This window comes from Arthrobacter sp. UM1, from assembly GCF_020483305.1.
Taxonomy (GTDB): domain Bacteria; phylum Actinomycetota; class Actinomycetes; order Actinomycetales; family Micrococcaceae; genus Falsarthrobacter.
The window spans coordinates 278,424-291,505 of record NZ_JACWAB010000002.1 but is presented as its reverse complement, the minus strand read 5'-3'; the positions used below and the strand labels follow the sequence as shown (position 1 = coordinate 291,505).

Here is a 13,082-nt window from a genome sequence, read left to right as displayed (position 1 = left end):
CGGAGGCAGGGGTGCGAAGGCGGAGGAGGAAGTCACCCGGCCATTATCCGGGATGAGCCTGGACGCCCGCGAGGAGCGCGCCGGGGGAAGCGGACGTGAGCCGCGTCTCGAGGGGTGGACTAGTGTGGTCTACATGACTTTCTCGCTTCGCTTGCGTCCGGTCGAGGCGTCCGACCTCGACAGCTTCTTCGTCCACCAGCAGGACCAGGACGCGAACCACATGGCCGCCTTCGGCGCCAAGGATCCCTTCGACCGCGGGGTCTTCGACCAGCACTGGCAGTACATCCTCAACGAGGACTCGATCGTGGCCCGCACCATCGAGGTGGACGGCAGCGTGGCCGGCCACATCCTCAGCTTCATCGAGGACGACGTGCGCAGCCTCAGCTACTGGCTCGGCAAGGAGTTTTGGGGCCGCGGGATCACCACCGCCGCCGTCGAGAAGTTCCTCCAGGACTTCCCGGAGCGCCCCCTGCGCGCCCGCGCCGTGGCAGACAACGAGGCAGCCGTGCGCATCCTCACCGGCCGGGGCTTCACCGAGATGGGCGAGGAGCGCTCCTTCGCCACCTCCCGCGGCGAAGTGGTCCGGGAGGTCATCCTCGAGCTCGGCGAGGACGCCTAGGCCTCTCCTTGTCCCATCCCGCCGTCACGGCGATGAGCCGTGCGGCGTCCTCGAGGAACGCGTCCACCTGGCACTCCTCGTAGCCCGGCAGGCCGGCCTCGCGCCCCTCGGCCTGCGGAAGCGCCCTGCGCCGGACCTCGGAGGCGGTGAGGGCCTCCGGGGCGTCCGGGTCCTCGAAGAAGGCCAGGATCTCCTCGCAGAGCCTGTCCACGGCCTCGGCCTGGTATCCCTGCGCCCGGCGGCGCGAGGGCGGGCGGAAGCGGCTCCCCCGGTCCCGCTTGGCCCGTGAAAGCAGGGCGCCGATGTCCTCGGCCAGCTCGTCGTCGTGAGTCTGAGGCCCGATCTCCTCGCGACGGGCGCGCGCGTCCTCGAGGGCCAGGCGGTCCTCGCGCCGGTCGACGAGCGCATCCACTTCGGCGGGGTCGTATCCCCCGCGGACCGCCGCGAAGCAGGCGGGGCCCTCCCCGGCGACATAGCGGACCACGTCACGCGGCGAGTATCCGGGGCGGTCGGCGGGAACGCTGCGGAAGGGAGCCTCCGCTCCGGAGCGCTGCACTCCCGCGGACGGCCGGGTGAACGCCCTGGCGGACGGACGGGTGAACCGCCTGGCGCCTCCCGCGCCCTGCTCTGCTGCAGCCCGCTCTGCCATCACGCCGCCGTCAGGAGGAAGACGAGCGAGACGGCGTAGGCCACGACCACGCCGAACACCATCGAGTCCAGCCGGTCCATGACGCCGCCGTGCCCGGGCAGCATGCTCGACATGTCCTTGATGCCGAGCTCCCGTTTGACCATCGACTCGGCCAGGTCGCCGGCGGTGGCGGCGACGACGACGGCGAACGCGAGAATGACGCCGAACCACCACGGCGCCCCGAGGAACACCACGCCGCAGACCATGCCGACCACGGCGGAGCCGAGCACCGAGCCGGCCATGCCCTCCCAGGACTTCTTGGGGCTCACCGTGGGCGCCATCGGGTGCTTGCCGAAGAGCACGCCGAAGATGTAGCCGAACGTGTCGTTCGAGACCACGAGGATGAGCAGGACGAGCAGCCGGAACTTCCCCTCCGGCAGGTGCACGAGCAGCAGCGCGAACGAGATGAAGAACGGCACCCACATGAGCACGAAGAGCCCGGCGAGCACGCCCCGGAAGGGCGCCTCGCCGGGCTCGAAGGCTCTGAAGACGACGACGGCGACCGCCGTCACCACCAGCGCGAACGTGAGCACCTGCTCGCCGCCCAGGTATGCGGCGGTGGGCATGACCGCGGCCGCCGCGAAGAGCGGGGCCTGAGGGACGCGGATCCTCGAGAGGCGCAGCGCCCGGCACACCTCCCAGACGCCCAGGACGGCGAACGCCGTGCACGTGGCCACGAAGAGCGGCTCGAACCAGACGACGCCGACGAGCACGACTGCGCCGAGGCCGACGCCGACGCTGATCGCGGCCGGCAGGTCTCGGCCCGCGCGCGAGTTCTTCGGCGCCGGCGCGGGGACGTGGACAGCGGTCATGCTGGCGGGCGCTCCCTCGTGAAGATGGACGGTGGGCGGTGTCCGGCCGGCCTCAGCCGGTCAGACGGAGAGGAGCTCGGACTCCTTGGACTTCAGCATCTCGTCGATCTTCTCGATGTGGAGCTTGGTCTTGGCGTCCAGCTCCTTCTCCGCGCGGGCGCCCTCGTCCTCGGACACCTCGGAGTCCTTGTCCTTGACCATCTTGTCCACGGCCTCCTTGGCCTTGCGGCGCGCGTTGCGCACGGAGACGCGGGCGTCCTCCGCCTTGCCGCGGACGAGCTTCACGTACTCCTTGCGGCGCTCCTCCGTGAGCTCCGGCATGACGACGCGGATGACCTTGCCGTCATTGGACGGGTTGGCGCCGATCTCCGAGTCGGAGAGGGCCTTCTCGATGGAGCGCAGCGCCGAGACGTCGAACGGCGTGATGAGCAGGGTCCGGGCGTCCGGGGTGGCGAACTGCGCGAGCTGCTGCAGCGGCGTCGGCGCGCCGTAGTAGTCCACGAGGACCTTGCTGTAGAGGCCCGGGTTGGCACGGCCGGTGCGGACGCTCGCGAAGTCCTCGCGGGCGGCCTCGATGGATCGGTCCATCATCTCTTCTGCGTTCTTCAGGGTTTCCGCGATCATGGTGCTCTCCTCAACTGGAATGCTCGGAGCCGTCCGCGCTGCGGGCGGCGAAGGTGGTTCGGGTGGAGGCCGTCAGGCCGTGACGGAGGTTCCGATGTTCTCGCCGAGGATCGCCTTGGTGACGTTCCCCTCCCCCTCCATGCCGAAGACGCGCATGGCGAGGGCGTTGTCCTTGCACAGGGCGAAGGCGGTCTGGTCCATGACGCGGATGTCCCGCTGGAACGCCTCGCTGTAGGTCAGGTGGTCCAGGCGCTCGGCGTTCGCGTCCTTGTGCGGGTCCGCCGTGTAGACGCCGTCCACGCCGCTCTTGGCCATGAGGACCTCGTCCGCGTGCACCTCGAGGGCGCGCTGCGCGGCCACGGTGTCCGTGGAGAAGTACGGGAGTCCGGCGCCCGCGCCGAAGATGACCACGCGGCCCTTCTCCAGGTGCCGGATCGCGCGGCGGGGAATGTAGGCCTCCGCCACCTGTCCCATCGTGATGGCCGACTGCACGCGCGTGTCCACGCCCGCCTGCTCGAGGAAGTCCTGGAGGGCCAGGCAGTTCATGACGGTGCCCAGCATGCCCATGTAGTCCGCGCGGGAGCGGTCCATGCCGTTCTGGCTGAGCTCGGCGCCCCGGAAGAAGTTTCCGCCGCCGACGACGACGGCGACCTCGACCTCGCCGACCGTGCGCGCGATCTGCTCCGCGATCCCGCGGATCGTGGCCGTGTCCACACCCAGCTTCCCTGCTCCGAAGACCTCGCCGGAGAGCTTCAGCAGCACTCGGCGGCGGTGCTTGGTCGTCTGGGGATTCACCACGGAACGTTCTCCTCAAGTCAGCGGGCGGCGCTCAACGCGACGTGCTCGAGAGCAGCGCCCTGGAATTCGGTGCCGTGTCACAACTCTAGCGGACAGAAGAGGCCGGCCACCCCGAAGGGCGGCCGGCCTCGATCACACCTGATCGGCGGGCTCAGCGTGCGCCGAGCCCGCCGACGGGGTCAGGAGCCGACGCGGAAGCGCGCGAAGGCGACCGGCTTGACGCCGGCGGCCTCGAACACCTTGCCGACCGTCTGCTTGGCGTCCTTGGCGAAGGCCTGGTCCACGAGGACGATCTCCTTGAAGAAGCCCGTGAGACGGCCCTCGACGATCTTCGTCAGAGCCTGCTCCGGCTTGCCCTCGGCGCGAGCGGTCTCGTCCGCGATGCGGCGCTCGTTCTCGACCGTGTCCGCCGGGACCTCGTCACGAGAGAGGTAGGTCGGGGCCATGGCGGCCGTGTGGACCGCGACGTCGTGGGCCACCGTCTGAGCCTGCTCGCCCGTGCCGTCCACGGCCATGAGAACGCCGACCTGCGCCGGGAGGTCCTTGGACGTCTTGTGCAGGTAGGCGTCCACCGTGGGGCCCTCGACGCGGGCGATGCGGCGGACGACGACCTTCTCGCCGAGCGTCGCGCCCTCTTCGACGACGTAGTCCGAGAGCTTCTTGCCCTGGACGTCCGCGCCGAGAAGGGTCTCGAGATCGCCGGCGCCGCTCGCCACCGCGGCGTCGAGCACCGTGTTGGCCAGCTCGACGAACTTCGGGGCCTTCGCCACGAAGTCGGTCTCGCAGTTGACCTCGATCATGTAGCCGACGCCGTTCTCGACGCGGGCGGCCACCAGGCCCTCCGCTGCCGAGCGGCCCTCGCGCTTCGTGGCGCCCTTGAGGCCCTTGACGCGGATGATCTCCATCGCCTTGGCCGTGTCGCCGTTGGCCTCGTCGAGAGCCTTCTTGACGTCCATCATGCCGGCGCCGGTGCGCTCGCGGAGCGCCTTGATGTCTGCAGCAGTGTAGTTAGGCATCAGAACCCTTCTTGTCTCTGGTGATCGTGGAGAAGGTGGGCTTACTTGGCGTCGTCGGCAGCCGCGGCCGGGGCCTCGGCGGTCTCGGACTTCTCCGACTGGCCCTGCTCGAGGAGCTCGCGCTCCCACTCGGCCATGGGCTCCTCGGCGGCGTCCTTCGAGCCGCCGTTGCGGGCCATGAGGCCGTCCGCGACGGCGTCGGCGATGACGCGCGTGAGGAGGTTGACGGAGCGGATCGAGTCGTCGTTGCCCGGGATCGGGTAGGAGACCTCGTCCGGGTCGCAGTTCGTGTCGAGGATGGCGACCACCGGGATGCCGAGCTTCTTGGCCTCGTCGACCGCGAGGTGCTCCTTCTTGGTGTCCACAACCCAGATGGCGGAGGGGGACTTGGAGAGGTTGCGGATGCCGCCGAGGTTCGACTGGAGCTTGGTGAGCTCGCGCTTGAGGAGGAGGAGCTCCTTCTTCGTGTGGCCGGAGCCGGCGACGTCCTCGAAGTCGATCTCCTCGAGCTCCTTCATGCGGGCAACGCGCTTGGAGACCGTCTGGAAGTTGGTGAGCATGCCGCCGAGCCAGCGGTGGTTCACGTACGGCTGGCCGACGCGGTTGGCCTGCTCCGCGATGGCCTCCTGGGCCTGCTTCTTGGTGCCCACGAAGAGGATCGTGCCGCCGTGCGCGACGGTCTGCTTGACGAAGTCGTACGCGCGGTCGACGTAGGACAGCGACTGCTGGAGGTCGATGATGTAGATGCCGTTGCGCTCGGTGAAGATGAAGCGCTTCATCTTCGGGTTCCACCGGCGGGTCTGGTGTCCGAAGTGGACGCCGGAGTCGAGCATCTGACGCATGGTAACGACGGGCATGTCGTCACTCCTTCCGGACAAGGGTAGGACCCCGCGCCTGTAGAGGGGCATGCGGGCCCTTGTCCATAGTTCTTCTCGGTTCATGCCGCCCTCGGCGAGGGAGGCCCTGGTGGCGCGCCGCCTGTCAGGCGCCCTGCCGGCACACCGGCGTCAGCCGGACCGAAGCCTGCAGGGAATCAGAGAGGTGAAAAGCAGCACCACGCGAAGTCAGCGCGCACAAGGCACACTGCAGGCACCATCATACACGGCGCGGGGCGCCTAGGGGCGCGGCAGCCCGCCCCAGAACGTTGTCCACATTCGGACGGAAGCGGGCACATGCCCCGGCCTCTCCGGCACAGAATCGAAGCCATGAACCTGTTCCGCGCACTGCTCCTCCACGCTCTCCTGCTCACCGTGGCGGGCCTGCCGCTCGCCGCGCTCCCGGGGAGGCCGTTGGAGGGCCCGCCGGCCCAGGCAGGCGAGAGGAGCCCGAGTCCGCGAGCCGAGGAGAGCCGTTGGACCTGGCCGCTCTCTCCCCGCCCGAGGGTCCTCCGTCCGTTCCGCCCGCCGCCTCAGCGGTGGCTCAGCGGCCACCGCGGCGCGGACCTCGCGGCCGCCCAAGGGACGGCGGTCCTCTCCCCCGCTCCGGGCACCGTCGCCTTCGCCGGGACGGTGGCCGGGCGGGGCGTGATCGTGGTGGACCACGGAGAGGGCGTCCGGTCCTCTTTCGAGCCCGTCAGCACCGGGCTCCCGCGCGGAGAGCACGTGGAGCGCGGACAGGAGCTCGGAACGGTCGCGGGCGCCACCCACTGCGCGGAGGGCTATCTGCACTGGGGCGTGCGGGTCGAGGGCGCCTATGCGGACCCGCTGGCCTTCCTCGGGCTGGACAGTCGCCCCTCCGTGCTTCTGCCGCTCGGCTGAGGCGTCTTCGGCCCCAGCCGGTCAGACGATGGCGGAGATGCCGGTGACCGCGCGGCCGGCCACGAGCGTGTTCACCTCGTGGGTGCCCTCGAAGGTGTAGATGGACTCGGCGTCCGCGAAGACCTTGGCGATCTCGTAGTCCGCCACGATCCCGTTGCCGCCGAAGATCGAGCGCCCGTTGGCCACGGTCTCCCTCATCCTCGCCGTGGCGTAGGCCTTGGCCAGAGCGGACTGCTCGTCCTTGGCCTCGCCGGCGTCCTCGAGCTGCGAGAGGCGGACCATCATCGCGGTCGAGGCCGTGACGTTGCCGAGCATCTCCACGAGCTGCTCCTGGATCATCTGGAAGGAGGCGATCGGACGGCCGAACTGCTTCCGCTCCACGGCGTAGGCGCGCGCGAGGTCGAAGGCGGCCTTCTGGACGCCCACGGCCTGCCAGGCGACGGCGAGCCGCGTGACCTTGAGGACCTTGTTGACGTCCTTGAAGGAGTTGCAGTGCGCCAGGCGGCGAGACTCCGGCACCCGCACGTCCTTGAGGGTGATGTGGGCGTTCTGCACGGTCCTCAGCGAGATCTTGTTCTCGATCTTCTCCGCCGAGTAGCCATCGGCGGCGGTGTCCACGAGGAAGGCCTTGACCTGGCCGTCGGCCTCGTCCTTGGCGAAGACCACCACCCAATCGCTCCACGTGGCGTTGCCGATCCAGCGCTTGGCGCCGTTGATGACCCAGTCGTCGCCGTCGCGGCGCGCCGTCGTCGTGATGCCGCCGGCCACATCCGAGCCGTCCTCCGGCTCGGTGAGGCCGAACGCGCCGATCTTCCGGAAGGAGTAGATGTCCGGCAGCCACTCGGCCTTCTGCTCCTCGGACGCGAGGGCCTCGATGGTGCCGGTGAAGAGGCCGTCGTGCACGCCCATGAACGTGGCGAAGGAGGCGTCCACTCGGGTGAACTCCGCATGGACGAGGCCCGCGAAGAGGTTCGAGCGGCCCTTGCGGCGCACCGAGGAGATGACGTCGAGCTCCGCGACCTTCTGCACCAGCTCATGCGGGAACGTCGCGTCCACCCAGTGCTGCACGGCCACGGGCCGCACGTTCTCCTCGAGCCAGGCCCGGATGCGCAGGAGCTCGTCCCGCTCCTCGCCCTGGAGCAGGTTCTCGAACGCGTAGAAGTCGCCGTCCGCGTACGGGAGGGCGGAAGCGTCAAGAGAGGTCATGGCATGCCTTTCGTCAGAGGTCGGCCCTCACAGATGTGAGCCGGAACACGGTTGCCACGATACTACCGCCCGGTACGGAAGGAGGTCTCAGCACAGAACGGCCAGAGCCACAGAGCCGGAGAGAGAACTCGGAGAGATGATCCAGAGACAGGCAGAGTCCGGCCGCGGACGCAGGCTCCCCGCTAGGATGGGGCGGAGGCCCGGACGTCACGCTGATCCGCTGACATGATCCGCTGACAAACGGGCCGAGGGGGCGTTAGCTCAGTTGGTCAGAGCAGGGGACTCATAATCCCTTGGTCGCGGGTTCAAGCCCCGCACGCCCTACAGAATCCGCGAGTTTCCGGGGATGCAGCGGCATCCGCTCCCCCGCCGGGTGTCTATATCGTCCAAATATCACCGAATAAAAGGTGGATAAACGATGGATCGGCGGGCACGGCCATGGTGTTGATTCCGGCGTACGCGCTCTTGTCGCAGCCCTCAAACCCGGCCCACAGGCCGCCGTCCTCAGGCCGCGGCCCGCCGGTCACTCCCCGGATGGAGCGGAGCGCAGGCTCGCGAAGCCGGTGCCGTCCACGGCCACCTCAGCGCCTCGGTACAGCGCCTCGAAGGTGTCCAGCGTGGCCTTGAGCGCGTGCTCCCCGGCCATCTCGAGGCTCCGTGCGCCCATGACGTCCAGCTCCTCGTCCGAGAGAGCGAGCAGGCCGTCCAGCTTGACCCGCAGGTCCTCTGCGCTGCCCGGCTCGAAGAGATGGCCGTTGCGCCCCTCGTCCACAAGGTGCGGGAGGGCCATGGCGTTGGCGGCGAGGATCGGCGTCGAGGCGCTCATGGCCTCGAGCGTCGCCAGGGACTGCAGCTCGGCTGTGCCGGGCATGACGAAGACGGCGGCACGGCGGTACGCCTTGCGCAGCTCCTCCTCCGAGACGTAGCCGAGGAACTCGATCCGGTCTGCGGCCGGAGACTCCGCGGCACGGGCGTGGAGCTGCTCTTCAAGCTCGCCCGTTCCGGCGATGACGAGGCGGCAGTCCTGGTGCTCGAGGGCCTCGAAGGCCGCGATGAGCTGGTCGATGTTCTTCTCCCCCGCGAGACGGCCCGTGAAGAGCACCTCGCGCGGTCCGGTGTGCGGGGCGGCGTCCCCTGGCCTGGCGGCGTAGTCGGCCGTCTCGATCCCGTTGGACACGGGGAGGATTCCGCGCAGGGCCGTGAGGCGCTCGTGCGTCTCGGCCGCAAGCGGCGTGGGCACGGTGAGGACGTCCGCCTTGCCGAGGATCCACTGCGCGTGGCGCCAGAGGATCCACCCGCTGACCTCCTTGAGCCACTGCGGGAACGGGAAGTGCGGGTAGAGGTTCTCCGGCATCGTGTGATTGGTGGTCACCACGCGGATGCCGCGCTTGCGCGCCTCGCGCACCGCCATCTCGCAGACGAAGTACTGGGACTGAGAGTGCACCACGTCCGGCTGGAACTCGTCCAGAAGCGCCTCGACGCCGCGCTTGGCGTCCCACCACATGCTGATCCGGAAGTCCGGGAAGGTGACCGCGGCGTGCGAGCGAACGCTGTAGACCGAGGCCTCCGGGCGGTGCTCGATGGTGGGCGGGCCGGACGAAGCCCGCGGAGTGACGACCCGGACCTCGTGCCCCCGCGCCGTCATCCCCTTGGCGAGGCGGTAGCAGAACTGCGCCGCCCCGTTGATGTTCGGAGGGTAGGTCTCCGCGGCGATGAGGATCTTGAGCGGCCGGCCTTCGGTGCGGCCGGCGGAGGGTGCGGAGGTGGTCGGGTCGAGCGGCACGTGGTGTCCTTCAATCACGGTTGCTTGAGGAGTTCAGGATCTCCGGCGGGGGACCTCTGGGCATCGGGATGGAAACGCGCCAGCGCCAAGACTCCCACCATAGCAAGCGCCGCGGAGAGGCCCATGGCCACGCCGATGAGCGGCGGAAAGCCCGGCTTGAGCTCGTTGAGCACGGCGATGCCCACGGCGACTCCCACGAACGGGTCGATGACCGTCAGCCCCGCGATGACGAGGTCCGGCGGCCCTGAGGAGTACGCCTGCTGAACGAACCAGCCGCCCAGCACGGCGGCGGCGACGACGCCGAGCACCACGAGCCACGGCACCTCGTTGAGCGCCCACTCCCAGATCGACTGGGCGCTGCGATGCGGAAGGAGCATCAGGCTCGAGGCGATGAGCTTCACCTGGACCGCCACGAGTCCGTAGAGAACGCCCGCTCCGATGACATAGCCGAAGGCGGGAATGCGGCGGCGCAGCGCCGCCGACACGGCCCCGAGGCCCACGATGGCGGCGGCGGTCAGGATCATGACGACCCGCGTCTGGCCTTCGGTGACCGCCACAGCGTCATTGCGGACCTTCACGCCCAGGAGCACGAATCCGAAGCTGCCGACGAGGCACGCGAGGACGGAGAGGCCGAGCCTCCGCGAGATCCGGGTCCTGCTGGCGCTCGCGCCGAGCAGGGTGGTGATGACGAGGGCGAGCGCTCCGATCGGCTGGACGACCGTGATGGGCGCCAAGGCCAGAGCGACGACGTTGAGCACCGTGCCGAGCCCCATGAGCACCAGTCCGAAGAGCCACCGCGGGTGACGCAGCAGAGCGAGCATGCCGCGCGCTCCGAGGCCTTCCTGGCCGTGGTCCCGGCGTACGGCGCCTCCTTGCCGCTCCGCTCCCCAGGCAAGGCACACGGCGGACGCGAGCGCGAAGCTGATCGCGAGGGCTGTGTTCACGTGAGACCGTTTCCGACGGGGAAAAGAGAGCAGTTCTCATTCTAGGCCGGGCTGTCTGGAGAACTCCTGACATCGCCGTGACGCACAGAATCCGGGCGCACAGAAGACGGAGACAGAGAAGGAGGGCGGCCCGACCGTCGTCGGGCCGCCCTCCTTCCGGGGACGTCAGCGCCGTGCGGCGCCGGGTGCTACTTGGAGCGGTTGGAGAGCTTGTTCGCGAGGATCGCGAACGCGCTCAGCGACGCGCCTGCGGTGGCGACGGCGCCCTTGCGCTCCTTGAGGCGATCGGCCATCGAGCCGCCCTCGACAGCGCCCGCGCGCTCCGGGGAGCCGGCGCGGCCGGTCTCGCCGTGGACGCCGACGGCGGACGCCGGCTTGCGCTCGGCGAACGCCTGGCGCTTCTCCTCGGCCACGGCCTTGGCCTGCTCGAAGCGGGAGGCGGCGACGACCTTGGCCGTCTCCAGCTTCCGGCTCGCGGTGGCGCGGAGCTCGTCCGCCTTGGACGGGCCGCCCTGCGCGCCGCGGCGCGGAGCGGACGTGCCTCGACCGGAGGCGCCATCGCCGTCGACGGCCTTCTTGAGGCCGGGGACGTCCTCGACGAAGTCGTCGCGAGTCTCGGCGAGGTTCGCACGGCGCTGCGAGGTGATGCTGATGAGCTGCTCGAGGGTGAGCGGCTTGGCGTCCGGGTCGATGCCCTTGTCGATCTTCTCCTGGCGGGCCTTGGCCTGCTTCTCCTCGGCGGCGCGCTTGGCGTCCGCCTCGCGCTGCTCCTTGGTGCGCGTGTCGAGGAGCGAGCGCTCGTCGAAGCGGCGGCCGTCCTTGAGCACGCCGAGATCGTGGCGCAGGCCGTGGATGGCGCGGTTCGGCTTGAGGGGAAGGCTCTTCTTGAGGCGGCCGAGGCCGATCAGCGCGAGGATCGCCGCGATGACGAGGAAGCCGAGGGCGACGAAGAGCGCGACGATGGCCATGTGGCCGACGCCCGCGATGCCGGCGATCATCGCGACGATGAGGGACGTGACCATGAACGTCACGAACACGAGGGCAGCACCGAAGAGACCGGCAGCGACGCCGACGCCGATGCCCTTCTTCTTCAGCTCGAGGAGGGCAATCTGGACCTCATCCTGGATCTGGCGCGGAGCGAGCTTGAGCAGGGTCTTCCCGAGATCAAGGGCGGACCGGCGCGAGCTCGACGCAGCGTGAGAGCCAGACTCGGCATTTCTGGTCGCCGTAGTCATCGCTAGCCTTTCGTAGATTCACATAAGCGGGGGATAAGCCTCCCGGTGCCGATTTCAGGAAATCCTGATCACAGCGATAGAGGCACCTGACTATTCCATCATGTATTTGTCCCAGGTGCGCCGCACGGGCGCGCCTCTGCCCTCAGCCTAAGCGTCAGCCCCGTGATCTTCCAGCTCCCGGCCCGAGAACTCGGGGAAGAAGCGGAGGACGAAGACGAAGGAGACGGCGGCGAAGAAGGCGAACATCCCATAGAGGAAGCTCGTGCCCAGGCTGGCCGTGATGACCGGGACGAGCAGAGTCACGAGGAAGTTGGCCACCCAGTTCGCGCTCGTGGAGACGCCGAGGGCGCGGGTGCGGATGCGGTTCGGGAAGATCTCGCCGAGGGCCACCCACATGACCGGGCCCCACGTGGAGGCGAAGAAGATGACGAACAGGTTGGCACCGACAAGGGCGATGGGGCCGTAGGGAGCGGGGAGGCTGAGCTCGCCGCCCGCCGTCGTCGCATGCGCGAAGGAGACGGAGGCCATGACGAGGCCGACGAACATCCCGACCGAGCCGATGAGCAGGAGCAGGCGGCGGCCCACCTTGTCCACGAGGCCGATGGCGACGAACGTCATGAGGACGTTGATGACCGCCGTGATGACGGAGGTGACGAAGGAGTCCTGCTCGGAGAAGCCGACCGACTTCCAGAGGGTCGTGGAGTAGTAGAAGATCGCGTTGATGCCGACGAACTGCTGCAGGGCCGCCATGCCGAGGCCCACCCAGAGAAGGGGGTTGAGGCCGAGCGCGCTGCCCTTGAGGTCGCCGAGCGTGTGGCGGCGCTCCATGACGATGGTGCGGCGGATGTCCTCGATCTTCTTGTCCGTGTCGCGGATGCCGGTGACGGTGCGCAGGACGTGGGCGGCCTCGTCGTCGCGGCGGCGGCCCACGAGGAACTGGGGCGACTCGGGGATGCCCCACGAGAGGATGCCGTAGACGAGCGCCGGGACCACGCCGACGAGGAGCATCCAGCGCCAGGCCGGCATGCCGAGCCACAGCTCCCCCGCCGCGCCGCCGGCGAGCTTGGCCAGGCCGGCGTCGTTGAGGAGGGAGAGGAAGATGCCGACCGTGATGGCAAGCTGCTGGAGGGAGGCGAGGGCGCCGCGGTACTTCGCAGGCGCGATCTCCGAGATGTAGGCCGGGGCGATGACGGAGGCGGCGCCGATGGCGAGGCCGCCGATGAGACGCCAGAGCATGAGGTCGTAGGCCGCGAAGGCGAGACCGGAGCCCACCGACTGGACGACGAAGAGCAGGGCCGCCACGGCCATGACCTTGCGACGGCCGAAGCGGTCGGCGAGGGACCCGGTGAACCAGGCGCCGAGAGCGCAGCCGATGAGGGTGATGGCCACGGTGAACCCGAGCTCCCCCTCCCCTACTCCGAACTCGCCCTTGATGGCGTCGACGGCGCCGTTGATCACGGCGGTGTCGAAGCCGAAGAGCAGCCCTCCCAGAGCTGCGGAGACGGTCACGGCGATGATTCTGCCCCGGTGCTGCTTGGCGTCCGGGTGGATGTCCTGCTGGTTCACGCTCGTCCTCGGGTCGTTCTCTACGCGGTGCTGC

The 13,082-nt window shown here is 69.2% G+C and carries 13 protein-coding genes and 1 tRNA gene; 3 read left to right on the top strand and 11 right to left on the bottom strand.

All coding sequences use genetic code 11. From position 1 onward, the window contains the following. The first annotated feature begins 133 nt into the window (after positions 1 to 133). Positions 134 to 619 carry a GNAT family N-acetyltransferase gene (locus H9I38_RS04680; RefSeq protein WP_226337579.1) on the top strand — a complete coding sequence of 162 codons (486 nt, stop codon included), beginning with the start codon at positions 134 to 136 and terminating at the stop codon, positions 617 to 619. Here H9I38_RS04680 and H9I38_RS04675 read toward each other — a convergent pair. The 6 genes from H9I38_RS04675 to rpsB all read right to left on the bottom strand — a co-directional run bounded on the left by H9I38_RS04675 (position 591) and on the right by rpsB (position 5,414). Further along, positions 591 to 1,268 carry a hypothetical protein gene (locus H9I38_RS04675; RefSeq protein WP_226337578.1) on the bottom strand — a complete coding sequence of 226 codons (678 nt, stop codon included), beginning with the start codon at positions 1,266 to 1,268 and terminating at the stop codon, positions 591 to 593. The genes H9I38_RS04680 and H9I38_RS04675 overlap by 29 nt on opposite strands. Continuing rightward, positions 1,268 to 2,119, bottom strand: coding sequence for a phosphatidate cytidylyltransferase (locus H9I38_RS04670; protein ID WP_226337577.1), 852 nt, complete (start codon positions 2,117 to 2,119; stop codon positions 1,268 to 1,270). The genes H9I38_RS04675 and H9I38_RS04670 overlap by 1 nt, the downstream gene beginning before the upstream one ends. Before the next feature lie 60 nt (positions 2,120 to 2,179). After that, positions 2,180 to 2,743 (bottom strand): ribosome recycling factor, encoded by a 564-nt coding sequence (gene frr / locus H9I38_RS04665; protein WP_226337576.1) that lies wholly within the window; start codon positions 2,741 to 2,743, stop codon positions 2,180 to 2,182. Positions 2,744 to 2,815: 72 nt separating this feature from the next. Further along, on the bottom strand, positions 2,816 to 3,541 hold the full coding sequence (gene pyrH / locus H9I38_RS04660) for a UMP kinase (RefSeq protein ID WP_226337575.1): 726 nt from the start codon (positions 3,539 to 3,541) through the stop codon (positions 2,816 to 2,818). Positions 3,542 to 3,720: 179 nt separating this feature from the next. Then, the gene (gene tsf / locus H9I38_RS04655) at positions 3,721 to 4,557 is read right to left on the bottom strand and encodes a translation elongation factor Ts (protein ID WP_226337574.1); all 837 of its coding nucleotides are present in this window, start codon (positions 4,555 to 4,557) and stop codon (positions 3,721 to 3,723) included. Between the two features lie 41 nt (positions 4,558 to 4,598). Next, entirely contained in the window at positions 4,599 to 5,414 is an 816-nt protein-coding gene (gene rpsB / locus H9I38_RS04650) for a 30S ribosomal protein S2 (RefSeq protein WP_226337573.1), read from the bottom strand. Between the two features lie 348 nt (positions 5,415 to 5,762). Here rpsB and H9I38_RS04645 point away from each other — a divergent pair, with 348 nt between their 5' ends. Next, positions 5,763 to 6,314 carry a M23 family metallopeptidase gene (locus H9I38_RS04645; protein ID WP_226337572.1) on the top strand — a complete coding sequence of 184 codons (552 nt, stop codon included), beginning with the start codon at positions 5,763 to 5,765 and terminating at the stop codon, positions 6,312 to 6,314. 21 nt (positions 6,315 to 6,335) lie between these two features. Here the strand turns inward: H9I38_RS04645 and H9I38_RS04640 are convergent, their stop codons facing one another. Next, positions 6,336 to 7,520, bottom strand: a complete 1,185-nt coding sequence (locus H9I38_RS04640; RefSeq protein WP_226337571.1) for an acyl-CoA dehydrogenase family protein — start codon at positions 7,518 to 7,520, stop codon at positions 6,336 to 6,338. Positions 7,521 to 7,770: 250 nt separating this feature from the next. Between H9I38_RS04640 and H9I38_RS04635 the strand changes: the two genes are divergently transcribed. After that, positions 7,771 to 7,844 (top strand) — tRNA-Ile (locus H9I38_RS04635). Positions 7,845 to 8,043: 199 nt separating this feature from the next. Here the strand turns inward: H9I38_RS04635 and H9I38_RS04630 are convergent. The 4 genes from H9I38_RS04630 to H9I38_RS04615 form a co-directional block, all read right to left on the bottom strand. Continuing rightward, complete coding sequence (locus tag H9I38_RS04630; protein ID WP_226337570.1) at positions 8,044 to 9,303, bottom strand: glycosyltransferase; 1,260 nt, start codon at positions 9,301 to 9,303, stop codon at positions 8,044 to 8,046. A 14-nt stretch (positions 9,304 to 9,317) separates the two neighbouring features. Then, positions 9,318 to 10,247 (bottom strand): DMT family transporter, encoded by a 930-nt coding sequence (locus H9I38_RS04625; protein WP_226337569.1) that lies wholly within the window; start codon positions 10,245 to 10,247, stop codon positions 9,318 to 9,320. 188 nt (positions 10,248 to 10,435) lie between these two features. After that, a complete protein-coding gene (locus tag H9I38_RS04620) occupies positions 10,436 to 11,482 on the bottom strand; it encodes a phage holin family protein (RefSeq protein WP_226337568.1) in 1,047 nt (348 codons plus the stop codon). 147 nt (positions 11,483 to 11,629) lie between these two features. Then, the gene (locus H9I38_RS04615; RefSeq protein ID WP_226337567.1) at positions 11,630 to 13,048 is read right to left on the bottom strand and encodes a sugar porter family MFS transporter; all 1,419 of its coding nucleotides are present in this window, start codon (positions 13,046 to 13,048) and stop codon (positions 11,630 to 11,632) included. Positions 13,049 to 13,082 lie beyond the last annotated feature (34 nt).

Excerpts from the sequence above, each read along its gene's own strand:
- H9I38_RS04675 (WP_226337578.1), bottom strand. The coding sequence starts at position 1,268 with ATGGCAGAGCGGGCTGCAGCAGAGCAGGGCGCGGGAGGCGCCAGGCGG.
- H9I38_RS04670 (WP_226337577.1), bottom strand. The coding sequence starts at position 2,119 with ATGACCGCTGTCCACGTCCCCGCGCCGGCGCCGAAGAACTCGCGCGCG.
- H9I38_RS04640 (WP_226337571.1), bottom strand. The coding sequence starts at position 7,520 with ATGACCTCTCTTGACGCTTCCGCCCTCCCGTACGCGGACGGCGACTTC.
- H9I38_RS04645 (WP_226337572.1), top strand. The coding sequence starts at position 5,763 with ATGAACCTGTTCCGCGCACTGCTCCTCCACGCTCTCCTGCTCACCGTG.
- rpsB (WP_226337573.1), bottom strand. The coding sequence starts at position 5,414 with ATGCCCGTCGTTACCATGCGTCAGATGCTCGACTCCGGCGTCCACTTC.
- H9I38_RS04620 (WP_226337568.1), bottom strand. The coding sequence starts at position 11,482 with ATGACTACGGCGACCAGAAATGCCGAGTCTGGCTCTCACGCTGCGTCG.
- H9I38_RS04680 (WP_226337579.1), top strand. The coding sequence starts at position 134 with ATGACTTTCTCGCTTCGCTTGCGTCCGGTCGAGGCGTCCGACCTCGAC.
- tsf (WP_226337574.1), bottom strand. The coding sequence starts at position 4,557 with ATGCCTAACTACACTGCTGCAGACATCAAGGCGCTCCGCGAGCGCACC.
- frr (WP_226337576.1), bottom strand. The coding sequence starts at position 2,743 with ATGATCGCGGAAACCCTGAAGAACGCAGAAGAGATGATGGACCGATCC.